22 protein-coding genes are annotated in these 23,497 nt (G+C 65.6%); 11 read left to right on the forward strand and 11 right to left on the reverse strand.

Going from position 1 to position 23,497, the window contains the following annotated elements:
- Positions 1-29: 29 nt before the first annotated feature.
- Positions 30-932, reverse strand: a complete 903-nt coding sequence (locus BM244_RS03635; protein WP_254784252.1) for a DUF481 domain-containing protein — start codon at positions 930-932, stop codon at positions 30-32.
- A gap of 39 nt (positions 933-971) precedes the next feature.
- Entirely contained in the window at positions 972-1,466 is a 495-nt protein-coding gene (locus tag BM244_RS03640; RefSeq protein ID WP_093397429.1) for an RNA pyrophosphohydrolase, read from the reverse strand.
- A 74-nt stretch (positions 1,467-1,540) separates the two neighbouring features.
- On the opposite strand from BM244_RS03640, the gene BM244_RS03645 reads away from it, so the two are divergent.
- From BM244_RS03645 to BM244_RS03655, 3 genes are all read left to right on the forward strand, one after another.
- Positions 1,541-2,443: a histone deacetylase family protein gene (locus tag BM244_RS03645; RefSeq protein ID WP_093397431.1), complete on the forward strand. Its 903-nt coding sequence runs from the start codon at positions 1,541-1,543 to the stop codon at positions 2,441-2,443.
- 33 nt (positions 2,444-2,476) lie between these two features.
- Positions 2,477-3,838 carry a cryptochrome/photolyase family protein gene (locus tag BM244_RS03650; RefSeq protein WP_093398091.1) on the forward strand — a complete coding sequence of 454 codons (1,362 nt, stop codon included), beginning with the start codon at positions 2,477-2,479 and terminating at the stop codon, positions 3,836-3,838.
- A gap of 203 nt (positions 3,839-4,041) precedes the next feature.
- On the forward strand, positions 4,042-5,286 hold the full coding sequence (locus BM244_RS03655) for an SAM-dependent methyltransferase (RefSeq protein ID WP_093397432.1): 1,245 nt from the start codon (positions 4,042-4,044) through the stop codon (positions 5,284-5,286).
- Positions 5,287-5,410: 124 nt separating this feature from the next.
- On the opposite strand, the gene BM244_RS03660 is transcribed toward BM244_RS03655, so the two are convergent.
- Together BM244_RS03660 and purF are read right to left on the reverse strand one after the other, a co-directional pair.
- Positions 5,411-6,121, reverse strand: coding sequence for an SDR family NAD(P)-dependent oxidoreductase (locus BM244_RS03660; RefSeq protein ID WP_093397434.1), 711 nt, complete (start codon positions 6,119-6,121; stop codon positions 5,411-5,413).
- Between the two features lie 16 nt (positions 6,122-6,137).
- The gene (purF, locus tag BM244_RS03665; protein WP_056058607.1) at positions 6,138-7,595 is read right to left on the reverse strand and encodes an amidophosphoribosyltransferase; all 1,458 of its coding nucleotides are present in this window, start codon (positions 7,593-7,595) and stop codon (positions 6,138-6,140) included.
- 120 nt (positions 7,596-7,715) lie between these two features.
- Between purF and hisI the strand changes: the two genes are divergently transcribed.
- Genes hisI through BM244_RS03685 form a run of 4 tightly spaced genes read left to right on the forward strand, consistent with a single transcriptional unit; the run spans position 7,716 to position 10,851 of the window.
- A complete protein-coding gene (gene hisI, locus BM244_RS03670; protein WP_093398092.1) occupies positions 7,716-8,078 on the forward strand; it encodes a phosphoribosyl-AMP cyclohydrolase in 363 nt (120 codons plus the stop codon).
- A complete protein-coding gene (locus BM244_RS03675; RefSeq protein WP_093397436.1) occupies positions 8,075-8,560 on the forward strand; it encodes a hypothetical protein in 486 nt (161 codons plus the stop codon). Before hisI ends, BM244_RS03675 begins: the two co-directional genes overlap by 4 nt.
- Before the next feature lie 32 nt (positions 8,561-8,592).
- The gene (locus BM244_RS03680) at positions 8,593-9,045 is read left to right on the forward strand and encodes a MerR family transcriptional regulator (RefSeq protein WP_056049049.1); all 453 of its coding nucleotides are present in this window, start codon (positions 8,593-8,595) and stop codon (positions 9,043-9,045) included.
- A 3-nt stretch (positions 9,046-9,048) separates the two neighbouring features.
- On the forward strand, positions 9,049-10,851 hold the full coding sequence (locus BM244_RS03685) for an acyl-CoA dehydrogenase C-terminal domain-containing protein (protein WP_093397437.1): 1,803 nt from the start codon (positions 9,049-9,051) through the stop codon (positions 10,849-10,851).
- A gap of 139 nt (positions 10,852-10,990) precedes the next feature.
- On the opposite strand, the gene BM244_RS03690 is transcribed toward BM244_RS03685, so the two are convergent.
- Genes BM244_RS03690 through BM244_RS03700 form a run of 3 tightly spaced genes read right to left on the reverse strand, consistent with a single transcriptional unit; the run spans position 10,991 to position 14,570 of the window.
- Entirely contained in the window at positions 10,991-12,304 is a 1,314-nt protein-coding gene (locus BM244_RS03690) for a cell wall hydrolase (RefSeq protein ID WP_254784253.1), read from the reverse strand.
- Positions 12,301-13,221 (reverse strand): cysteine synthase A, encoded by a 921-nt coding sequence (gene cysK, locus BM244_RS03695; RefSeq protein WP_056048760.1) that lies wholly within the window; start codon positions 13,219-13,221, stop codon positions 12,301-12,303. Before cysK ends, BM244_RS03690 begins: the two co-directional genes overlap by 4 nt.
- The gene (locus BM244_RS03700) at positions 13,218-14,570 is read right to left on the reverse strand and encodes an MFS transporter (RefSeq protein ID WP_093397439.1); all 1,353 of its coding nucleotides are present in this window, start codon (positions 14,568-14,570) and stop codon (positions 13,218-13,220) included. The genes cysK and BM244_RS03700 overlap by 4 nt, the downstream gene beginning before the upstream one ends.
- A gap of 504 nt (positions 14,571-15,074) precedes the next feature.
- Between BM244_RS03700 and pdhA the strand changes: the two genes are divergently transcribed.
- Positions 15,075-16,082: a pyruvate dehydrogenase (acetyl-transferring) E1 component subunit alpha gene (gene pdhA, locus BM244_RS03705; protein ID WP_093398094.1), complete on the forward strand. Its 1,008-nt coding sequence runs from the start codon at positions 15,075-15,077 to the stop codon at positions 16,080-16,082.
- On the forward strand, positions 16,082-17,512 hold the full coding sequence (locus tag BM244_RS03710) for a pyruvate dehydrogenase complex E1 component subunit beta (protein ID WP_093397440.1): 1,431 nt from the start codon (positions 16,082-16,084) through the stop codon (positions 17,510-17,512). Before pdhA ends, BM244_RS03710 begins: the two co-directional genes overlap by 1 nt.
- Positions 17,513-17,551: 39 nt before the next feature.
- On the opposite strand, the gene BM244_RS03715 is transcribed toward BM244_RS03710, so the two are convergent.
- From BM244_RS03715 to BM244_RS03725, 3 genes are read right to left on the reverse strand one after another with little or no spacing between them, the layout of a single operon-like run.
- Positions 17,552-18,337, reverse strand: coding sequence for a TadE/TadG family type IV pilus assembly protein (locus BM244_RS03715; RefSeq protein WP_093397442.1), 786 nt, complete (start codon positions 18,335-18,337; stop codon positions 17,552-17,554).
- Complete coding sequence (locus BM244_RS03720; RefSeq protein WP_093397443.1) at positions 18,334-18,933, reverse strand: TadE/TadG family type IV pilus assembly protein; 600 nt, start codon at positions 18,931-18,933, stop codon at positions 18,334-18,336. The genes BM244_RS03715 and BM244_RS03720 overlap by 4 nt, the downstream gene beginning before the upstream one ends.
- A complete protein-coding gene (locus BM244_RS03725) occupies positions 18,930-20,852 on the reverse strand; it encodes a TadE/TadG family type IV pilus assembly protein (protein ID WP_093397445.1) in 1,923 nt (640 codons plus the stop codon). The genes BM244_RS03720 and BM244_RS03725 overlap by 4 nt, the downstream gene beginning before the upstream one ends.
- Before the next feature lie 131 nt (positions 20,853-20,983).
- Here BM244_RS03725 and BM244_RS03730 point away from each other — a divergent pair, with 131 nt between their 5' ends.
- Both BM244_RS03730 and BM244_RS03735 read left to right on the forward strand, forming a co-directional pair.
- Positions 20,984-21,634 (forward strand): squalene/phytoene synthase family protein, encoded by a 651-nt coding sequence (locus tag BM244_RS03730; RefSeq protein ID WP_093397446.1) that lies wholly within the window; start codon positions 20,984-20,986, stop codon positions 21,632-21,634.
- 65 nt (positions 21,635-21,699) lie between these two features.
- Positions 21,700-22,170 carry an EF-hand domain-containing protein gene (locus BM244_RS03735; RefSeq protein WP_093398096.1) on the forward strand — a complete coding sequence of 157 codons (471 nt, stop codon included), beginning with the start codon at positions 21,700-21,702 and terminating at the stop codon, positions 22,168-22,170.
- Here the strand turns inward: BM244_RS03735 and trmFO are convergent.
- Positions 22,106-23,473 carry a methylenetetrahydrofolate--tRNA-(uracil(54)-C(5))-methyltransferase (FADH(2)-oxidizing) TrmFO gene (gene trmFO, locus BM244_RS03740; protein ID WP_093398095.1) on the reverse strand — a complete coding sequence of 456 codons (1,368 nt, stop codon included), beginning with the start codon at positions 23,471-23,473 and terminating at the stop codon, positions 22,106-22,108. The genes BM244_RS03735 and trmFO overlap by 65 nt on opposite strands.
- Positions 23,474-23,497: the final 24 nt, after the last annotated feature.

The raw sequence follows: 23,497 nt of genomic DNA on the forward strand, positions 1-23,497 counted from the left end.
AGCGAGACCGGGCGCGCGTGGGAACAGAGTCAGAAGCTGTAGACCAGCGATGCGCGGCTGGTGGTGTCGGTCGAGACCGAGCCGACCGGCGGTTCGCTTTCATATTGGACGCTGTACGACAGCGCAGCGGACAGCGGCCCGATCAGCTTGGCGTTGAGCGACGTCGTCCCGCTGAGCGTGCTGTTGTAGCGCTGCACATAGGCGGAGGCGACCTGGCTGATCGACAGTCCGCTGAGGATCCGCACGCTGAAGTTCGCCGTGCCGCGCGCGGCGATGCTGCTCTGCACGGTGTCGTCGGTGAATTCGGTGTAGCGATATGCCGGCCCAAGCTCGAGATCGAGCTTGGTCCCCGCGGTCTTGATCACGCTGTAGCCTGCACCGACCGAGGTCGAATAGCGGTTGAAATAGCCGAGGAACCGATCGCCTTCGTACTGTGCGACACCGTAGATGTAGGCGCGGTCGTCGACCTTGTAATTGGGCTCGTACGAGGCGAGGTAATGCTCGCGCGTCGTGATGTTGAGGTTCGATTGATAGTCGGCCTGCGCATGGAATTTCTGGCGCCAGCGAAGGCCTTCGCGGTTGAGATCGAGCACGGCGGTGCCGCCCGCCGTGTCGGAATTGCCGGTGGTCAGGTACCCGCCGATCTCGGCCTTGCCGCTCCACAGGTCGAGGAAGCTGGCTTGGCGGATGACCTGCGTGCGCTGCGCGGCGCGATCGGCCTTCCACTTCTCGGCGATCGCCAGCACCGCGTCGCCGCTGAGCGGATCGGCGGCGCGCGCGTATTTGGCGACTGTGTTGACGTCGGCCTCGTTGCCCGACTCGAGCGCGGCGTCGAGCATTGCGCGGATCGTCTCGGGGATCATGACCGATTGCGGATCGGGCGCGTTCGCCAGCAGCAACGGAGCGAAAAGGAAAGGGGCTAAGCGGCGCACAGCCGTTCCGTAGCGGCAGTGCAGCATATTGGGAACTGCTCAGCGCGCTCCGGTTGCGCCGAGATGTGGCGCGAAGGCGGCGAGTACCTGTTCGTAGAGCGCCTTCTTGAACGGCACGATCAACCGCGGCAGGTCGGCGGGATCGCTCCAGCGCCATGCACGGAATTCCTCGTGGTCGGTGGCGATGTTCACGTCGGCGTCGGCGCCGAGGAAGCGGTACAGGAACCAGCGCTGCGTCTGGCCGCGCCATTTGCCTTTCCAAACCTTGCCGAGCAATTCGGGGGGGAGGTCGTAGACGAACTCTCCGGGGGCTTCGGCGATCAGTTCGACCTTGTCCGGCATGACTCCGGTTTCCTCGCCGAGTTCGCGCAGCGCGGCGGCTTCGGCGTCCTCGCCGGGGTCGATCCCGCCCTGCGGCATCTGCCACGCCTCCAGCGGCGAATCGTTGCGCTGACCGACGAAAATTTTGCCCTCGGCGTTCATGAGCATGATGCCGGCGCAGGGACGGTAGGGCAGGGTCGAAACGTCGGTCAAAATAATCTCCGCAACGCAGGGGCTTGGGGCTCGGGCAACTTGGGGGTCGGCGGTCGCGCTCCTACCTACGGAGCATGATCCATGTCGTCCACCATCCCGACTATGTCACGCCCGCGCCAGCGCGCTCGACCTATCGCTGGAACAAGAACGGGCTGATCCGCGACCTGCTGCTCGAAAAGGGTGATGCTGTCGCGTGGCACCGCGCCGAGACGACGCCGACCGCGTGGCTGGAAGCGGTGCATGACGAGGACTACGTCGCCGAGGTTCTCCGGGCGGACGTGCCGAAGGAGAAGGAGCGGCGGATCGGCTTTCCGGTGACTGCAGCGGTGGCGTCGCGCGCGGCGATCGTCCCGCACGGGACGTGGCTCGCGGCGTGTCTCGCGCTGGAGCACGGGTTCGCGGCGAACACGGCGGGTGGGAGCCACCATGCGCTGGCGAACACCGGCGCGGGGTTTTGCGTGTTCAACGATCTCGCGGTGGCGGCAGCGCGGCTGATCGACGAGGAGCGGGTGGCGCGCGTGCTCGTCGTCGATTGCGACGTGCATCAGGGGGACGGCACCGCGGCACTGCTGGCGGGGCGGCCGGAGATCGCGACCTATTCGATCCATGCTGAGAAGAATTTCCCGGTGCGGAAGGCGCGTTCGACGGTCGACGTGCCGTTGCCGGACAAGGTCGGCGACGAGGCGTATCTGGCGACGCTGGAAGCGACGCTGGTGCCTTTGCTCGACGAGTTCCGGCCGGAGTTGATCCTGTACCAGGCTGGCGTAGATCCGTTCGAGGGCGATCGGCTTGGGCGGTTGGCGCTGACCTTGGACGGTCTGGCAAGGCGGGAGCGGCTGGTCGCGGGCCTTGCGATTGCGCGCGGCGTGCCGCTCGCGAGCACGGTGGGTGGTGGTTATGGCGAGGATGCGCTCGTGATCGCCGAGCGGCACGTGGCGGCGATCATGACGCTGGGGGAAACTTTCGCAGCGGCGTGATGCTGGATGGCGGCTTGCTGCGTTGGGGATGCGATGACGACTCCAACGCTTCTCTGGCTGCGCCAGGACCTCCGCCTTCACGATCACCCCGCGCTGATCGCCGCCGCGCATGCCGGGCCGGTGATCCCGGTCTACGTGCTCGACGACGACGCGCCGGGGAAATGGACAATGGGCGGTGCGCAGCGGTGGTGGCTGCACCACACGCTGGACGCGTTCGGCAAGGCGCTCGCGGACAAGGGGTCGAAGCTGGTGCTGCGACGCGGTGATGCGGTCGAGGTGCTAACGGCGCTGATGGAGGAAACCGGTGCAGAGCAGGTCCATGCGATCCGGCATTACGAGCCTTGGTGGCGCAAGGCCGAGGTGGCGCTTGGCGATCGATTGTGCCTGCACGACGGTAACCATCTGGCCCGAGTGGAGGACGTTAAGACGGGGTCGGGCGGGCAGTTCAAGGTATATTCCTCGTTCTGGAAGGCGCTGAACCAGATGATGCCGCCCGGCGATCCCGAACCGGTGCCGCGCACGATCCCTGCGCCGTCGAAATGGCCGGAGAGCGAGAAACTGGCGGACTGGGACCTGCTGCCGACCAAGCCGGACTGGTCGACCGGATTCGGCGACTGGACGCCGGGCGAGGCGCAGGCGTTGAAAAACGCGAAGGCGATGGCGCCGATCGTCGAGGCCTACGACGTCGACCGCAACATGCCATCGATCGAGGGCACCTCGCGCCTGTCGCCGCATCTGCATTTCGGTGAGATCTCGCCGCGTGCGGTCTGGCATGCGGTCGATGGTCACGGCGATGCGACGACGTTTCGCAAGGAACTCGCGTGGCGCGATTTCACCGATGGCGTCGTGCTGACGATGCCGGACTACGGCGATACGAACGGTCGGCCCAAGTTCGACAGGCTCCCCTGGCGCTCGGGCAAGGACGCCGAGGCGGACCTGAAGGCGTGGCAGGAGGGCAAGACCGGCTATCCGATCGTCGATGCCGGGATGCGACAGCTTTGGGCGACCGGCTGGATGCACAACCGCGTGCGGATGATCACGGCGAGCTTCCTGGTGAAGCATCTGCTGATCGACTGGCGCGAGGGCGAGCGCTGGTTCTGGGACTGTCTGGTCGACGCGGATTACGGGAATAATTCGGTGAACTGGCAATGGGTCGCCGGGACCGGGGTGGATTCGAACATGTTCGGGCGGATCATGGCGCCGTTGACGCAATCGGAGAAGTTCGATGCGGGGGACTATATCCGCGAGTGGGTGCCTGAACTGGCGAAGGTGACCGGCGTAGCGGTCCATGATCCGGACGAGTCGGGCTGCCGGCCGAAGGCGTATCCGGCAAAGATCGTCGGCCACCGTGAAGGCCGCGAGCGCGCGCTCGAGGCCGGGCGACACGCACGCTAGGATCGGCTCCCGTCCCTGGAAGGGAGGGGTTGGGGGTGGGTCGGGTTCCGCTTGGTCGACCGTCATTGGCCCGAGCCGGCCTACCCACCCCCGGCCCCTTCCTTCCAGGAAGGGGAGCGCGTTGTGGTCTCGGATCGCGTTCCAACCGTTTCGACGTCGACAACTCTTTCCTAGCCGCCGCCCGTGTTGCATGGAGCGCCGCGATGACCGCCGTTCCCGCTTTCGATGATGTGCCCACCGCGCAAGGTTCCACGGTCGCGCGTCTCGTCGCGCCGGTTTTTCACCGGCTGCTCGACCGGATCGACGCGGGGCTGGAGAGCGGCGGGATTGATGCACGACTGCCCGACGGTACGCGGCGGCTGATCGGCGGGCGCGCGACGGGGCCTTTGCCCGTCGTTACCGTGCATCGCTGGCGCGCGCTGGTTCGGCTCGCGACCGCGGGGTCGGTCGGCTGGTACGAAGGCTGGGCGGCGGGCGACTGGTCCAGCCCCGATCCGGTACCGCTGTTCGACCTGTTCATGCGCAACCGCCGCTCGCTCGGGAGTTCGGCACGGTCGGGGGGCATGGTGCGGCTGGCGGCGCGGGCGTGGCACCGGATGCGACGGAACGACCTCACCGGATCGCGCAAGAACATCGCCGCGCATTATGACCTCGGCAACGACTTCTACGAGACGTGGCTCGACCCGAGCCTGACCTATTCGAGTGCGATTTTCGCCGAGCCGTTCGACGATGCCGAACCGCATGAGACGGCGCAGGCGACCAAGCTGCGCGCGATCCTCGACCGGACCGGCGCGCGGGCGGGTGATACGATTCTCGAGATTGGCTGCGGTTGGGGATCTTTCGCCGAGATGGCGGCGCGCGCGGGGGTTGGCGTGCATGCGCTGACGCTGTCGGTCGAGCAGAAACGGCAGGTCGACGACCGGATCGCGGCGGCGGGGCTCGACGGGGTGCAGGTGGCGCTGACCGATTACCGCGACGTCACCGGCACCTATGATGCGGTCGCGAGCATCGAGATGGTCGAGGCGGTTGGTGAGGAATATTGGCCTATCTATCTCGACGCGATCGCGCGCGCGTTGAAGCCGGGCGGGCGTGCGGCGTTGCAGTATATCTCGATCGACGATGCGATCTTCGACTCCTATTCGCGGAGCGTCGACTTCATCCAGCGCTACGTGTTTCCGGGCGGGATGCTGTTGTCCGAACCACGGTTTCGCGCACTGGCCGAGGCGCGTGGGCTGGCGTGGGAAGATCGGCGCGGGTTCGGACTGCACTATGCCGAGACTCTGAGGCGGTGGCGGGTTGCGTTCGATGTGGCGGTCGCGGAAGGGCGATTGCCGGCGCGGTTCGATGCGCGGTTCGTGGCGTTGTGGCGCTACTATCTGATGTATTGCGAGGGCGGGTTTCTCGGCGGCGGGATCGACGTGGCACAGGTTACGCTGATAAAGCGGTAAGCGCGCATTATCACCCAACCGTCATCCCCGCGCAGGCGGGGATCCATATTGGCAAAGTTTAGTGAATAAGCCGCCCGGCTAGCCAATATGGGTTCCCGCCTCCGCGGGAATGACGGAGTAGAGCTTACGCTACTCGCTCGAAGTGACCGGCTTCAAAACCCTCGATCGCCAGCGCGACGATGCGGTCGGCCACGACAGTCGGTTCCTTGACCGAGTTCGGATCCTCGCCCGGATACGCTCGCGCGCGCATTTTGGTTCGCGTTGCGCCGGGATCGACGATCGCGGTACGGATTGCGCTGATCTCGGCCATCTCATCGCCATAGGCACCGAGCAGCGTTTCGAACGCAGCCTTCGAAGCGCCGTAGAGGCCCCAATACGCGCGAGGCTTGCGGCCGACGCTGGAGGTCACGCCGATCACTCGGGCCGACTTGGACTTCTTGAGCATCGTGTTGAACGCCGCGATCATGGCCGCTTGCGCGCTGACGTTCAAAGTCAGTACCTGCGCCATTTCCTTCGGATCGATCGCCGGCACAGACGACAGCGAGCCCAGCATGCCCGCGTTAAGCACCAGGATGTCGAGCGCATCCCAGCGGTCGCCGATCGCGGTCGCCAAGCGCGCGATGGCTTCGCTCTCGGCCAAGTCGAGAGGCGCAATCGTCGCCGAGCCGCCGGCCGCGTGGATCGTCGCCTCGACCTCTTCGAGACCGCCAGGCGTGCGCGCCGTCAGGACGACGTGCGCGCCCTTTGCCGCCAGTGCGATGGCGGTCGCGGCGCCGATACCGCGGCTGGCACCGGTGACCAGCGCCAGCCGGCCTTCGAGAGGCTTGTCCGTCATATACGCTCCGGGAGTATCAGATGACGCGTTCGGCGAGCATCGCGAACTGGTCGACTTCCGAGCCTTCGTCATGGTCGGTCAGCGTCGTCGGATAGTCGCCGGTGAAGCACGCGTCGCAATATTTCGGGCGGACATCCGCGCGCTTCGCCTCGCCGAGTGCCTTGTACAGGCCGTCGATCGAGATGAAGTTAAGGCTGTCGGCATGGATGAAGCCGGTCATGCCGCCGAGATCGAGCTTGGCCGCGAGCAGTTTCTCGCGCTCGGGCGTGTCGACGCCGTAGAAGCACGAATGCCGCGTCGGTGGGCTGGCGATCCGCATATGGACTTCGGCCGCACCGGCTTCGCGCATCATCTCGACGATCTTGAGCGAGGTCGTGCCGCGGACGATCGAATCGTCGACGAGGATGACCCGCTTGCCCTTGATCAACGCGCGATTGGCGTTGTGCTTCAGCTTCACGCCGAGATGGCGGACCTTGTCGCCGGGCGAGATGAACGTGCGCCCGACATAATGCGAGCGGATGATGCCGAGCTCGAACGGGATGCCCGACTGCTGCGCATAGCCGATCGCCGCCGGCGTGCCCGAATCGGGGACCGGGATGACGAGATCGGCATCGACCGGCGATTCGATCGCGAGCTGCGCGCCGATCGCTTTGCGCACCGAGTAGATCGAGTGGTCGTCGACGATCGAATCGGGGCGCGAGAAATATACCCATTCGAAGATGCACGGCCGCGCCGCCATCGGTGCGAACGGGCGGATCGAGCGGATTTCGGAGCCCTGGACGATGACCAGTTCGCCCGGCTCGATCGCGCGGACGAAGGTGGCGCCGACGACGTCGAGCGCGACCGTCTCGGAGGCGAAGATCACCGCATCGCCGAGCTTGCCCATCACCAGCGGTCGGATGCCGAGCGGATCGCGGCAGGCGATCATGCCCTCGGGCGTCATCACGATCAACGAGTATGCACCTTCGATCTGCTTCAGCGCATCGATAAAGCGATCGAGCAGCGTGCGGTAGTTCGACGTCGCGACGAGGTGGATGATCGTCTCGGTATCGCTGGTCGACTGGAAGATCGAGCCGCGCCGGACGAGTTCGCGACGCAAGCGCATGGCATTCGAGATGTTGCCGTTATGCGCGATCGCGAAGCCACCGGTCGACAGCTCGGCATAGAGCGGCTGGACGTTGCGCAAGGCCGTCTCGCCGGTCGTCGAATAGCGGACATGACCGCAGGCAACGGTGCCCGGCAGCGAACGGATCACGTCGTCGCGGTCGAAGTTCCCGGCGACATGGCCCATCGCGCGGTGCGTGTGGAAATGCGCGCCGTCGAAGGTCGTGATGCCGGCGGCTTCCTGGCCGCGGTGCTGCAACGCGTGCAGCCCCAGGGCTACGAGCGCGGCCGCGCCATCGGTGGCCGAAACGCCGAACACCCCGCATTCTTCGCGGAGTTTGTCGTCATCATAAGGGTTTGTCGTCAGCATGCCGGTTCTCACGTCGTGCGGAAGCTGCCCTATACGAGCGGATCGCCGGCTTGTCGCCTGTTTGTAATAACATTGCGCGCCGCTGGTCGCATCGGGCCGGCTTTCGGGTATATCCCGCGCATGACAAACAGCCGCGACACGGGCCTCACGCTCGATCCGAAATTCGATTCCGCCGGACTCCTGACCGCGGTCGTCACCGATCGCGTATCGGGCGACGTGCTGATGGTCGCGCACATGAATGCCGAGGCGCTGGCGGAAACGCAGGCGACCGGCGAGGCGCATTTCTGGTCGCGCAGCCGCGAAAAGCTCTGGAAGAAGGGCGAGACGTCGGGGAACGTGCTCCGTGTCGCCGAGCTACGGATCGATTGCGATCAGGATGCGGTGTGGGTGATCGCCGATGCGGCGGGGCCGGCGTGCCATACCGGCGAGCGCACCTGCTTCTTCCGGCGAATCGAAGGGGGCAGACTGGTGCCGGCCGAATGAAGCGGGTGCTGCTGCTCGCGCTGATGCTCGGCGGGTGTGGACGGGAGCCAACGACTCCTGTGGCGGATAGCGCGGGGGCTCGGCTCGAGGCTGCGGCCGAGACGGCGGGGATCGTGCCCGACCCGAACGCGCCGTTGCAGGGATCGTGGGCGCGCGATACGGACCGGGTCTGCGTCGTCGGCACCGAGAAGACCGCTCAGATCGGCGTCAGCGTCGACTATGGCGAGGATCAGGCGTGCGCCGGATCGGGAACCGTGGAGCGGGCAGGAGATGCGCTCAAGCTCGCGTTCGGTGCGTGCAAGTTCGAGGCGCGCTTCGACGGCGATCGGATCGTCTTTCCCGCCGAAGTCCCCGAAGCCTGCGAGTCCCTCTGCACCGGCCGCGCCTCGCTCGCGGCACTGACCGTCGACCGGCTCAGCGAGTCGCGATCGGAAGCTGCGACGCTACGGTCGACGAAGGGAAAGTTGCTCTGCGGCAATTGACGTTGACGTAAACGAGAGTTATTTCTCCGGGGATGGCGACACAAGCATCCCCTCGATTGCAGGCGACCCCGCAATCCTACGCGGTGATCGAGCCGCGGCATGATCGCGAAAGCTTCACGATCTCCGACCTCTCCGCCGAATTCGACGTGACCGCGCGGGCGCTTCGTTTCTACGAGGACGAGGGCCTGATCGCGCCCGAGCGTCGCGGGACTCAGCGTATCTATTCGCACCGCGACCGCGCGCGTCTCGCCTGGATCCTGCGCGGCAAGCGCGTCGGGTTCAGCCTCGGCGAAATCCGCGAGATGATCGACCTCTACGATCTCGGCGACGGTCGGCGTGCGCAGCGGCAGGTCGTGATCGAGCGCAGCCAGGCGCGGATCGCACTGCTGACCGCGCAGAAGCGCGACATCGATCTCGCCATCGACGAACTCACCAGTTTCGTGGCCCTCCTCGAAGTGAGCCGCGCCCAGGACAACCAAGGATAAACCATGCCCCAGTATACGCCCCCCGTCCGCGACACGCGTTTCGTCCTCGAGCATGTCGTCGGCCTCGATCGCTACAATAACCTCCCCGGCTTCGATGCGGCCTCGCCCGACGTCGTCGACGCGGTGCTCGAAGAGGGCGGCAAGTTCGTCGCCGAAGTCCTGTTCCCGCTCAACCTGTCGGGCGACCAGCAGGGTTGCACGCGGCACGAGGACGGCTCGGTGACGACGCCGGACGGCTTCAAGGAAGCGTATAAGCAGTATGTCGAGAGCGGCTGGGCGACGCTCGGCAACCAGCCTGAATACGGCGGGCAGGGCATGCCCCACGTCGTGTCGACCGCGTTCCAGGAATACATGATCTCGTCGAACATGGCGTTCGCGATGTATCCAGGGCTCACGCACGGCGCGATCGCCGCGCTGATCGCCAAGGGCTCGGACGCGCAGAAGGCGATGTACGTGCCGAAGATGGTGTCGGGCGAATGGGGCGGGACGATGAACCTGACCGAGCCGCAGTGCGGTACCGATCTCGGCCTGATCCGCACCAAGGCCGAGCCGCAGGCGGACGGCTCGTACGCGATCACCGGCACGAAGATCTTCATCTCGAGCGGCGAGCATGACCTGACCGAGAACATCATCCACCTCGTCCTGGCCAAGACGCCGGGCGCGCCGGACAGCTCGAAGGGCATCTCGCTGTTCGTGGTGCCGAAGTTCCTCGTCGAGGACGACGGTTCGCTGGGTGCGCGCAACGGCGTCACGTGTGGGTCGATCGAGCATAAGATGGGAATTCACGCGAATTCGACCTGCGTGATGAACTATGATTCGGCGACAGGCTGGCTCGTCGGCGAAGAGATGAAGGGCCTCGCCGCGATGTTCATCATGATGAACGCAGCGCGTCTCGGCGTCGGCCTCCAGGGTCTCGGCGTGGCTGAAGTCGCCTACCAGAATGCAGTCCAGTACGCGCAGGACCGTCGCCAGGGTCGCGCGCTGACGGGCCCTAAGGAGCCGCAGGAGAAGGCGGACACGCTGTTCGTCCATCCCGACATCCGCCGCATGCTGATGGAGGGCAAGTCGCTGACCGAGGGCCTGCGCGCGCTGATCCTGTGGACCGCGCTCCAGGCCGATCTCGAGCATCATGCCGAGACCGCAGAAGAGCGTCAGTTGGCCGGCGACATCATCAGCCTGCTGACCCCGGTCATCAAGGGATACGGCACCGACATGGGCTATGCGATCGCGACCAACGCGCAGCAGGTCTACGGCGGCCACGGCTACATCGCCGAATGGGGCATGGAGCAGTATGTCCGCGATGCCCGGATCGCGATGATCTACGAGGGCACCAATGGCGTACAGGCGATGGATCTGGTCGGGCGCAAGCTCGCGCAGAATGGCGGACGCGGGATCCAGGCGTTCTTCAAGCTGATCGCGGACGACGTCGCCGCGGCGAAGGGCGATCCGGCGACGGCGGTATTTGCCGAAGCGCTGGAGAAGGCGAACGGCCAGCTTCAGGCGGCGACGATGTGGTTCATGGCCAACGGCATGAAGAACCCCGAGAACGTCGGCGCGGGGGCGGTCAGCTACATGCACCTGATGGGGATCGTCGCGGTCGGCGCGATGTGGCTGCGGATGGCGGTCGCTGCGACCAAGTTGAAGGCTGCGGGCGAGGGCGAGACCGCGTTCCTCGACGCCAAGCTGGTCACGGCGCGCTTCTACGCCGAGCGGATCCTGCCGGATGCCGGCGCGCTGCGTCGCAAGATCGAAGGTGGCGCGGAGTCGCTGATGGCGCTGCCGCCCGAGATGTTCATGGCGGCTTGATCGGGGCTGCCTTCTGCCCCCCTCCCAGGAAGGGAGGGGCAGGGGGTGGGTCGGTTTCCGCGGATCCTAGCCGTTGTGGCTCAAGCGGGCCGACCCACCCCCAACCCCTCCCTTTCAGGGAGGGGGGCAGGTTGCGCTCCTACTTAGGCGTGGCGGCAGGTGTCGGTGGGGTTGTTTGAACAGGCGGCGCGGCAACCACCGTCTTCCGCCGCACCCCATTCAATTCGGCAGCCGCCGGAGCAGTCGGCACAGCCGCAGCAGGCACGGGCACAGCCGTCAACGTCGCCTGAACCTTCATGCACTGCGTCGGATCGGTGCGTTTGAACTGGCGGCAGTTCCACAACGACTTTTCGTAATTGCTCGACCGATCGCGCAGGTAGCTGAACCCGAGCGCAGCCGTCTGGGCTGGTGCCAACGGCAGCGATGTCGCCGCCTTGCTGCCATCCGTCCAAGCCATGTACCGGCAGAACGGCTTGTCCCCGCACGCTTGTGCCGCGAGCGCAGTGAGCCCGTCGGCGGTCTGGCCACGGGGAAGGGCTACGAGGATCGTATCGCCATCGACTGGCACCACGGAAGCAGACGTCGTTTCGGTAACAGGGCCAAACCCCATCGCGATCGAAGCCTCTGCCAGCGCGGCATCCGCCTCAGCCAAAGCAGCGCCGGTTTTGTGAGCGTCCGACAGCTCGGCAAGCTGCGCGATGACCGGCTCGACGGTCCCCGGGTGACGGCCGAACGCAGGCGGCGTGCCCCACCAGCCCGACCAGCGGAAAAACAGATGCGTGTTCACCGCAGTGATCTTGTCGAGGCTTGACTGCCAGTACGGCACGACCCAGTCGGTATGGTAGTGTGTGGCATAGCCGACCTGCTTGAACACCGCCCCGGACAGTGACGCCGCAGCCACTTCGCGCGCCCGACGCCATGCGTCCTCCGTCGGATGCCAGCGGGTGAGCGCGCCGTCGCAGCTGAAGCTGAACTGGCAGCCGGTCGAACGGTCCTGCCCTTCGAACACGACCCCGCACACGGTCTTCGGAAAGGCCGGGTGGCGCAGGCGGTTCAGCACGACCTGCGCGACCGCGCGCTCACCAAGCGTGTCGTCGCCGGCCTCGTAGAGGATGCCCGCCGCCATGCAGTCCGTCGCGCGCGCCAGATCCTCCGGGCCGCCGGCGAAGCGGAACGGCCGCGCCGCCGGATTCGGATCGGTCGAGAACGGCACGGTCGCGTTGAACGCACGCGCGTCTTCGGGGCTGAGATCGACGAACTTGACCGGCTCGACCTCAGGCACTTCGGCTTGCGGCACGACCCGGCCCGCGGGCAGCTTCACCCGCTTCGAGGCGTGGAAGATCGTGGGCGGGTTGGCGACGACCAGCGCAGGCCCGACGATCGCCAGCGCGGAGATGCCGACGAGAGTGGCGCGCAGCACCGCCGTGCCGCGCGCAGAAAGCTCTGTTGTCACTGTTCGGGCAGGAAGTCCGGGACCGACAGATAGCGCTCGCCGGTGTCGTAGTTGAATCCGAGAACCCGAACGTTGTCAGGCAGATCGGGGAGTTTCTGAAGGATTGCTGCGAGCGTTGCGCCCGAGCTGATGCCGACCAGCATGCCCTCTTCGGTCGCCGAGCGGCGCGCCATGTCCTTCGCCACCGCGGCGTCGACTTCGATCACGCCGTCGAGTGCCTGCGTGTGGAGGTTGACCGGGATGAAGCCCGCGCCGATTCCCTGGATCGGGTGCGGCCCTGGCTGACCACCAGCGATGACCGGCGAGGCGGCGGGCTCGACCGCGTAGACCTTGAGCGACGGCCATTCCTTCTTCAGCGCCTCGGCGACGCCGGTGATGTGGCCGCCGGTGCCGACGCCGGTGATGATCACGTCGATCGGCGTATCGCGGAAGTCGGCGAGGATTTCCTGCGCGGTCGTAGCGACATGGACGGCGATGTTCGCAGGGTTCTCGAACTGCTGCGGCATCCACGAGCCGGGCGTCTGCTCGACCAGTTCCTTCGCGCGCTCGATCGCGCCCTTCATGCCCTTCTCGCGTGGGGTCAGGTCGAAGGTCGCACCGTATGCGAGCATTAGGCGACGGCGTTCGATCGACATGCTCTCGGGCATGACGAGGACGATCTTGTACCCCTTCACCGCGGCGACAAGGGCCAGCCCGATGCCGGTGTTCCCGCTGGTCGGCTCGATGATCGTGCCGCCGGGCTGAAGGTGGCCGTCCTTCTCCGCCGCCTCGATCATCGCGAGCGCGATGCGGTCCTTGATCGACCCGCCGGGGTTAGAGCGCTCGGACTTCACCCAGACTTCGGATTCGGGGAACAGCTTCGACAGGCGGACGTGCGGCGTGTTGCCGATCGTATCGAGGATCGAGTTGGCCTTCATGGCTTGGCTTCTCCGTGTTCGGGTTCGGTCTCTAGGATCTCTGGGGGATCAAAGGTTTTCGCGCGGCCAAGTTCCGGGAACAGTCGCGCCCAGCCGATCGTGATCGCAATAGCACCGACGCCGCCGAACACCACCGCGCCGACCGGACCGAGCAGCGACGCCATCACGCCGCTCTCGAATTCGCCCAGCTCGTTCGAGGCCGAAATAGTGAGCTGCGACACCGCGCTGACACGGCCGCGCATCGCGTCGGGCGTGTGGAGCTGGATCAGCGACTGGCGGACATAAACCGAGATCATGTCCGCACCGCCCGCGACGATCAGTGCGGCGAGGCTGAGGACGAAAGCGGGCTGGACGGGGATGCCGCCGATCGTGCCGGGCGCGATGCCGAACAGGTTCACTATAGGCGTCGCGATGCCGAAGGTGAGGATCGCGAGCCCGAAGACGACGACGGCGATCAGCATCTTCACGCCGACATTGGTGCTCATCGGGCGGAACGAGAACCAGATCGCCGTGACCGCCGCGCCGATCCCCATGCCCGCAGCGAGTACGCCCAGCCCTTGCGAGCCGACGTGCAGGATGTCGCGGGAGTAGACCGGGAGCAGCGATGTCGCGCCCGCCAGCAGCACCGCGAACAGGTCGAGCGTGATCGTCGCGAGGACAAGGCGGTTGCGGCGGACATAGGTGAAGCCCTCGATGATGCGGGCGAGGGGGCGGTGATCAGTCTGTGCGGCAGGCTGCGGCACCGGGCCGATGAGGAGCATGAACAGGAGCGCGACGACAAACAGGATCGTCGCGACGCCGTACGCGACTTCGGGGTGGATCGCGTAGAGCAGCCCGCCGACGCTCGGGCCGGCGATCGTGCCGACCTGCCACGCGATCGAGCTGATCGCGATCGCGGTCGGGAGAACGGCGCGGGGCACGAGGTTGGGGGCAAGCGCGGAATAGGCCGGGCCGGAGAAGGCTCGGGCGACGCCGAAAGCGACTGCGGCGACGAACAGCACGCCAAGCGTCAGGTGTCCGGTCCATGTCAGTAGCCATAGCGTCGCGGCGGTCAGCACCAGCAGAGCCGTCGTGCCGCGGACGATCCAGCGGCGGTCGAAGCTGTCCGCGACTAGGCCGGTGATTGGGGTGAGCAGGAACAGCGGTACGAACTGCGCGAAGCCGATCATGCCGAGCATGAAGGCGGCCTGGCGGATGTCCATCGTCTCGCGAGCGATGTTGTAGACCTGCCACCCGATCACGATCGACATCGCGCTGACGGCTATGGTGCCGGTGAAGCGGGACAGCCAATAGGCGCGGAAATTGGCGATCCGTAAGGGATGCTGGTGGAGGTCTGCGGTGGTGGCCATTGCGATTGGCTTTAGGCGGTGGTGCGAGGGGAGGGCAACCGGAGCTTTGCTTGGGGTGGGGATAGCGTCATAAACGAAGCAAGCTTGTTCTCCCGCGAAGGCGGGGACCCAGCCTGGGCTCCCGCCTTCGCGGGAGAACAAGGAAGCGGGGGCTGACGTGTTTGGCATCAGTGCGGTCGCCACCACTCGTCCGTTACGTCGGCACCACCCCGGCGGAGGCCGGGGCCCAGTTGGGGAACGTCGCTAACTGAGAACTGCGCGTCGTTACTCCGACTTCCCAACTGGGCCCCGGCCTTCGCCGGGGTGGTGGCCTACCGGGAACGGGTGCCTCCGACAGGCGCAAGGCACCCCATCCCACGCCCCCAAAACTAACATACCCCAGACGGGAATTGATGTTCCGCCCCGTCCGCGCCTATAGGCTCCCTCAACTCCCCTACGGAAAACGAGGTTTCCCACATCGTGGCCAAGACCCCCCCACCAGCACGCGCAATCGCCGAACCGCCGATTACGAACCGCGAACGACCGGCCGAACCAAAGCCGTACGAGGCGTCGAAGGACGAACTGCTCGAAATGTATCGGCAGATGCTGCTGATCCGCCGTTTCGAGGAAAAAGCGGGCCAGCTCTATGGCTTGGGCCTGATCGGTGGCTTCTGCCATCTGTACATCGGCCAGGAAGCGGTCGCTGTCGGCCTGCAGTCCGCGCTCAACGGCGATACCGATTCGGTGATCACCGGCTACCGCGATCACGGCCATATGCTCGCCTACGGGATCGACCCGAAGGTGATCATGGCCGAGCTGACCGGACGCAATTCGGGGATCTCGAAGGGCAAGGGCGGGTCGATGCACATGTTCTCGACCGAGCATAAATTCTACGGCGGCCACGGCATCGTCGGCGCGCAGGTGTCGCTCGGCACCGGCCTCGCGTTCAAGCACAAATACTCGAACGACGGCGGCGTCTGCATGGCCTATTTCGGCGACGGTGCGTCGAACCAGGGCCAGGTGTACGAGAGCTTCAACATGGCTGAGCTGTGGAAGCTGCCGATCATCTTCGTGATCGAGAATAACCAGTACGCCATGGGCACCAGCGTCAACCGCGCCTCGGCCGAGGACCAGCTGTATCGCCGCGGCGAGAGCTTCCGCATTCCCGGCATCCAGGTCGACGGCATGGACGTGCTGGCCTGCCGCGGTGCTGCCGAGGAGGCGTTGGCATGGGTCCGCGCCGGCAAGGGTCCGATCATCCTCGAGATGAAGACTTATCGCTATCGTGGCCACTCGATGTCCGATCCCGCCAAATACCGTACGCGCGACGAGGTCCAGGCGGTCCGCGACAAGTCCGATCCGATCGACCATGTGAAGGCGTTGCTCGACGCGCAGGGCGTGACCGAGGCGGACCTCAAGTCCATCGAACAACAGATCAGGAAGACCGTGAACGAAGCCGCCGATTTCGCCGAACAGACTCCCGAGCCGGATGCCGCCGAGCTCTATACCGACGTTCTGGTGGAGTCGTACTGATGGCGATCGAGATCAAGATGCCCGCGCTCTCCCCGACGATGGAAGAGGGCACGCTGGCCAAGTGGCTCGTCAAGGAAGGCGATAGTGTCAAGTCGGGCGACATCCTCGCCGAGATCGAGACCGACAAGGCGACGATGGAGTTCGAGGCGATCGACGAAGGCACGATCGGCTCGATCGCCGTGCCCGAGGGTACCGACAACGTGAAGGTCGGCACCGTCATCGCGACGATCCTCGAAGAGGGCGAGAGCGCCAGCGACGCTAAGCCGGCCGAGACGCGCTCCGGCGATGCGGCCAACGCCGCGCCGAAGGAAACGCCGTCCGACGACAAGGCACCCCCGGTTCCCGAAGGTGCGTCACCCGCCAAGGCCGAGAGCGGCACGCAGCAGCTCGTCGCGTCGGCGGAGAAGGTCGGCATCTCCGACCCCGCGATCCCCGAGGGCACCGAGATGGTCAAGACGACCGTCCGCGAAGCCCTTCGTGACGCGATGGCCGAGGAAATGCGCGAGGACGACCGCGTCTTCGTGATGGGCGAGGAAGTCGCGCAGTATCAGGGCGCGTACAAGGTGACGCAGGGCCTGCTCGAGGAGTTCGGCGAGCGTCGCGTGATCGACACGCCGATCACCGAATACGGCTTTGCCGGCATCGGCGCGGGCGCGGCGATGGGTGGTCTCCGACCGATCGTCGAGTTCATGACCTTCAACTTCGCGTTGCAGGCGATCGACCACATCATCAACTCGGCCGCCAAGACCAACTACATGTCGGGTGGCCAGATGCGCTGCCCGATCGTGTTCCGTGGTCCCAACGGCGCCGCGTCGCGCGTGGGTGCTCAGCATTCGCACAACTTCGCGGCGTGGTATGCCAGCGTCCCCGGCCTGATCGTGATCGCGCCGTATGATGCAGCGGATGCGAAGGGCCTGCTCAAGGCCGCGATCCGTACCGAGGATCCGGTCGTGTTCCTCGAGAACGAGCTGATGTACGGCCGCAGCTTCGACGTCCCCAAGCTCGACAACCACGTCCTGCCTATCGGCAAGGCGCGGATCGTCCGCGAGGGCAAGGACGTGACGATCGTCAGCTACTCGATCGGCGTGGGCATCAGCCTCGAAGCCGCCGAGAAGCTGGCTGAAGAGGGTATCGACGCGGAGGTCATCGACCTGCGCACGCTGCGCCCGCTCGACACCGAGACGGTCCTGAAGAGCCTCGCCAAGACCAACCGCATGATCATCGTCGAGGAAAATTGGGCAACCTGCTCGATTGCCTCGGAAATCGTGTCGGTAGTGATGGAGCATGGCTTCGACGACCTCGACGCACCGGTGCTGCGCGTCACCAACGAAGACGTGCCGATGCCCTATGCGGCGAACCTCGAAAAGCTGATGCTGGTCGACGTCGCTAAGGTCGTGAAGGCAGCGAAGAAGGTCACGTACAAGGCCTGAGACGGTCGTCCAGTCGCGGCGCCCTGCCGCGACTGGACGTCAGCTCGTATATTTGTCGCAGGTCATGCGCGTCGCGACCGGCGACGGATTGTAGATCTCGCCGAAATCGCGGCGATCGCGGACGATGAACGACGCGATATAGCGGATCTTCGCGGCGCCGTTCGGAAGCCACCCGCTGCTCACCACCGGCTTGTAGTCGTAGTTGACCTCGACGAACATCACGCCGGAATTGTTCGGGGCGACGATCTTCGCACCGGTATCCCCCATGCCACCGACGATCACGCTGCCCGGGTGTAGCGCGGCGTTGTCGACGCCGGTCGTGCTGGTATTGACGCCCGCGGCCGGATCATAGGCGGCGGCGCTGTTCTCGGCGGTGGAAGGAATGCCGGCCACGATCGTGGTGCGGCCATAGCCCGAATCATACCCCACGCCCGATTTGAGCCCGAGACAGCGCTGCCAGTGGATCGTCTGCTTGCCGGTCGTGTCCGCTTCCAGGCTCGACAGGGTGATGCGGCCCCGCGTGGTCAGGTCCCAGGCCTGCCCCTGCGTCTTGACCGCCGCAAACGTGTCGTTGACGTCGATCTCGCGAAGCTGCTGCGTCACCAGCGAACTCTGCACGCCGACGCGCGACGCGTTGTCCGCAAGGTTGAGCGCGACCTGGCTGACGCGCAGGTTGGTGATGGCGAGGTTCGCGGTCTCCACGCCGTACAGGCCGAGCGTGACGACCAGCGGTGCCGTGAAGGCGAACTCGAGCAGGGCCAGCCCCGAGCGGTCGTCGCGAAGCCGGCGCAGGACGGCGGCGAGGCGGGACGATGCGCGCGTCATGTGCACAGGTTCTTCACCGTCGCGGCGGACTGCGTCGTATAGGGCTGATTCTTCAGGAAGGTCTTGGCGACGATCGTCTGCGTCGGCGACGCGCCGAAGAAGCTCGCGACCGGGAACAGCCGGGGATAGGTGACCTTGACGGTGTAGAGCGTGACGTCGTTCGCGCCGCCTTGCCCCGACACACCGGGATCGGTGTCGTAGGAGCCATTGCCGTTGATGTCGTCGAAGCACTCCTTCGCGTCGCGCACGCCGTTGCCATTGGTGTCGGTAAACGGCTCGGGCTTCGCTGCGGCAAAGGTGGCATAATTCTTCCTGTCGGGCGCGCTCGCGAATTTCGCACCCGACGAGATCACCTTCACCATGGTGAGCACCGACTGATCGATCGCCGCCGCATTGTCGGCACCGCCCTGGATTCCGGAATCGCGCCCCGCCTTCTGGATCGCCCCTTCCAGGATCGATTGCGCGTACGCCTGGTACATCAATTCCCCCAAACCCATGATCATCGCCAGCATGACCGGCAGGATCATGGCGAATTCCACCACCGTCACGCCGCGCCGGTCGGTGCCAATGTGCCAGTTTGACCGGAGCTTTCTCATTTCGAGACCCGCAGCATCGCGACCTGGTTGGCGATCGTCTTGAACGCGGTCTGCAAGGCGGCGTTGTCGCTGGCGAAATAGGCCTGGCCGGGCGATGCGCAGGCAGAAAGCTGCGAGGTCAGCGTCTGCCCGAAGCCGACGACGAAGACCCGGATGTTGCGCGCTTTTGCCGCGGCGCATTCGGCGAGGAACCGGGCGTTGTGATCGTCCAGCTGCTCCGTCGAATCACCGCCGGTTACGCGCTTGTCGTAGCGCTCGATGCCGTACATCCCGTACAGTTCGTAGTTCGGCGACATGTCGCCGTCGGTCATGAACACGATGTAGCGGTTGGGCACCGCTCGACCGGGCCAAGGTGCGGTATCGGCGGCGAAGATGCCGGTCGGCGAGATCATCCGGGTTCCCCAGATCATCCCGGTGTCATGATAGGTACCGCCCTGCGCCTTGAAGTCGTCCGCGTTGACATAGTCGTCGACATCGTCGCGCGTGAGCTTCTTCAGACGCTGCGCCCGCTTGCCGCACGATACGTAGCCCGTTGAGATATTCTTGTTCCACGCGGGGTTCGGGTTCGCGATCATGTTCGTATAGGACGTCGTCTGCTGATCGGTCGATTTCACGTAATAGTCGCCGTAAGGCGTCGTGCTGTCGCCCGAATACTGGACACCGGTGTTTACCGCGGTCGTGCCGGTGCCCCGGTAATAGATCACATCGGGCCACATCGGCCGCCACCGCGTGTCGTCGTTGGTTGGCACCAGATCGGGATCGAGATCCGCCGGCAGGTTGCTCTGGTCGAACGTCGACGCCCCCTGGTTGGTGTTTCGTTCCTCGATGCAGCCCTGCCAAACCGATGTGGTTCCGGTGATCTTGCTCGGATCCGGGACCGGCACGCCGGTGATGAACTTGCTGACGTCGTAGTTGACCTGCGTATAGTACCAGTTGGGTTTGACCGGCTGGGAGGTGACAACGCAGGTCCCGATGTTGAGAAGGCCACTCCACGAGACTGTCGCGACGCTGGCGAGGCCGTTTGTCGGATAGCCGCTCGCCGGAGTTCGCTTGGCGTAACTGTTGCAGGTCTCGAGAGAAACAAGGTAATATGTTTTCTTGACGGAGTCGCCGGTGTTGACGTCGCCCGTTAACCGGCGGCTTTCATAGTTCCAGTTCTTCACCAGATAGTCCGACGACAGTTCCTTCACCGCGTACCCGGCGTTGACCGTCGACGTGTAGGTGACGAACCCATAGCGGATGTTGGTGGTAGGATCGACGTTGCCCGCCAGCGTATCGTAGAAATTGAGCACCGCGCTGCGAAGGCCGGACAGCTTCGAACCGGTCTTTTCCACGGTGTAATAGTTGACGTTGCCGTCCTGCGTGTAGGTCGCGACCGGCTGGCTGCACCCGGCCGTTCCATCGGCCGTGGTACACGCCATCGACCCCGTGGTATCCAGCACGAACATGATGTCCGCATCCGCGACGTCGTACCGCGCTTCGCATTTCACGCTCAGCGTCACGTCGCCGGCGCCGAACATCTTCATGATCGTCATCGGCACCTGGGAACTCGCCGCGCCCGCGACCTGCTGGTCCGTGGTCTTGGTCGGCGTGAACACCGCGGTCTTCGTCCCCATCCAGCCGAGCCGGAAGTTGTTCTTGAAAAACGCATTTGCTTGAGCCGTGGCCGTCGCATCGAGCGCGGTGCCGTCGGTGCTGGTCATGAACTTGCGCCCGGCAAGCGCCCCCGCGTCGCACGCCTGCTGAAGGCGGACCTTGACCACGTACAGCCGCGCGGCGTCGATCGCCGACCCTGCGAGCGCGGCGAGCGGTATCATCGCCGCCGCCATGATCGCGATCGTATTGCCGCGAACGTCGCGCCGCAAACGTCCGAGGACGGTTTCCGACTTTCCGGTGCGCAGGCCGTACGTGATGGTCATGACTGTTCCGACAGAATCCTAGCGATCGCGCCGTCAATTGCGGTACGACCCTGTAAGCCCGGCTCAAGGGATATGGTTAAGCGCAGCGTAATCATCTGTTCGCCGACGGCCGCTGCCGGTATGCGCGGGGAATGACCTCGGATGATCCCTTGCGTGCGTTGGCGATAGGCTATGCGCCGACACCGGCACGGGCTGCGCTCGCATCCCTTTTCGCGCTGGACGACAAACTCTCGGGCATCCTGCAGACGACGCGCGAACCGTTGGTCGGCCAGATGCGGCTGACATGGTGGTACGAGGCACTGGCGCGACTGGATACCGCAACTCCGCCAGCCGAGCCCGTCCTGCGCGACCTTCACGCCACGGTCCTGCCGGCCGGCGTGTCCGGCGCCCGGTTGGCAGGGCTGACCGACGGCTGGGACGTCCTGCTCGAACCGAGCCTCGACACGGCGGCGATCGACCGGTTCGCCGCGCAGCGTGGTCGGCAACTCTTCGACATGGCCGGCACGGTGCTGACCGTCGCGGATGATCGCATCGGCCTTGCGGGCGAAGGATGGGCGCTCGCGGACTTGTCCTTGCGCCTGAGCGATCCAGCAGAACGCGCGGTGGCGCGATCGTCCGCGGTCGCGCGCCTCGATCGTGCGCTAAGAGGTCGCTGGCCACGCGACGCGCGCGCGCTGGGCGCAATGGCGTTGTCGGCACGGTTCGAGATGTCCGCTATAGTGCGCCCAAGCGCGTCGAAGCGGGTCGGGCGGTTGGCTTGGCACAGACTGACCGGATACTGACCAATCGGATGGGGATCGCCGCGTACAGCGCCTAGCGTGCCGAGTGGGCAGTGGGGGCAGCGGCGATGTGGCGGTATCTGGCAGGCGGGACCGCGGTGATCGCGTTGATCGTCGCGGGGTTCATGATTTTCAACGGGGATGCGCGGCCAAGACCGCTGTTGCCCCCGCAACCGGTAACGCAAGCCGGCGGCGCGCCGGTCGCGAGCGATCCGCTACCCGAGACCGCCCCCGAAGCTACGGAAAAGACTCGCGAACAGAAGCGCTTCGATCGCTACGACAAGGATCGCGACGCAAAGATCACGCGCGAGGAATATCTGGTCCAGCGGCGCAAGGCCTACGCCCGGCTCGACGTCGACGGCGACGGCAAGCTGTCGTTCGACGAATGGGCGGTGAAGGCGACGACCAAGTTCGCGGACGCCGACCGTGACAAATCCGGCGCGATGACCGCACCCGAATTTGCCACGACCGCGGTCAAGCGGAAGGGGCCAGCTCGGGTGAATTGTCCACCGGTTCAGGCTCCTGCCGAGGAGAGTTGAGCCACTGTGTGAGCGCCGCGCGACCGCGATCGGTGTACATCCGCTTGCGATCGGTCTTCTTCGTCCGGCCGGGGATCGGCGGGAACAGCCCGAAATTGACGTTCATCGGCTGATACGTCTCGACCTCGGCACCGCCGGTGATGTGGCCGAGCAGCGCACCGAGCGCCGTCGCATAGGGCGGCGGCGTCAGCGTCTTGCCGGTGAGTTCGGCCGCGGCGAACAGCCCGGCGAGCATGCCGATCCCGCAACTCTCGATGTAGCCCTCGCAGCCGGTGATCTGGCCGGCGAAGCGGATGTTGGGGCGCGACTTCAGTCGCAGCGTCTCGTCGAGCAGTTCGGGCGAGCGAATGAAGGTGTTGCGGTGCAGCCCGCCCAGCCGCGCGAACTCGGCGTTCTCGAGACCCGGAATCGTCCGGAACAGCCGGACCTGGTCGGCGTGCTTCATCTTGGTTTGGAAGCCGACGATGTTCCACAGCGTGCCCTGCGCATTGTCCTGCCGAAGCTGGACGACCGCGTGCGGCCAGCGCCCGGTCTTCGGGTTGTCGAGCCCGACCGGCTTCATCGGCCCGTAGCGCAGCGTGTCGACGCCGCGCTCGGCCATCACCTCGATCGGCATGCAGCCGTCGAAATAGGGCGTGTCCTTCTCCCACTCCTTGAACGGGGTCTTCTCGCCATCGATCAGGCCCTGGTGGAAGGCGAGATACTGGTCCTTGTCCATCGGGCAGTTGATGTAGTCCTTGCCCTCGCCCTTGTCCCAGCGCGACGCGAACCACGCGGTGTCCATGTCGATTGAGTCGCGGTGGACGATCGGAGCGAGTGCGTCGAAAAAGGCGAGTGCCTCACGGCCGGTCTCGGCGCCGATGCCGGCGGCAAGTGAGGCGGCAGTCAGCGGGCCAGTGGCGATGATCGTCGGGCCGTCCGGCAATGCGTCGATGCGTTCGCGGACGAGCGTGATGTTCGGATGCTGGTCGATCGCCTCAGTCACGCTGTTCGAGAAGTTGTCGCGGTCGACCGCGAGCGCGGAGCCGGCCGGGACGCGGTGGATGTCCGCCTGCCGCATGATCAGCGAGCCGAGCGTGCGCAGTTCCTGGTGGAGCAGGCCGACCGCGTTGCTTTCCGCATCGTCCGAGCGGAAGCTGTTCGAGCAGACGAGTTCGGCGAGGCCGTCGGTCTGGTGGGCGGGGGTCTCTTCACCGCTGCCGCGCATTTCGGAGAGGCGCACCTTGAGGCCGGCTTCGGCGAGTTGCCAGGCGGCTTCGGAACCGGCGAGGCCGCCGCCGATGACATGGATATCGTGGGTCATTCCGGTCAGATAGCGCGGGACGCC

Origin of the sequence: Sphingomonas sp. OK281 (assembly GCF_900115295.1) — a bacterium.
Classification (GTDB): domain Bacteria; phylum Pseudomonadota; class Alphaproteobacteria; order Sphingomonadales; family Sphingomonadaceae; genus Sphingomonas.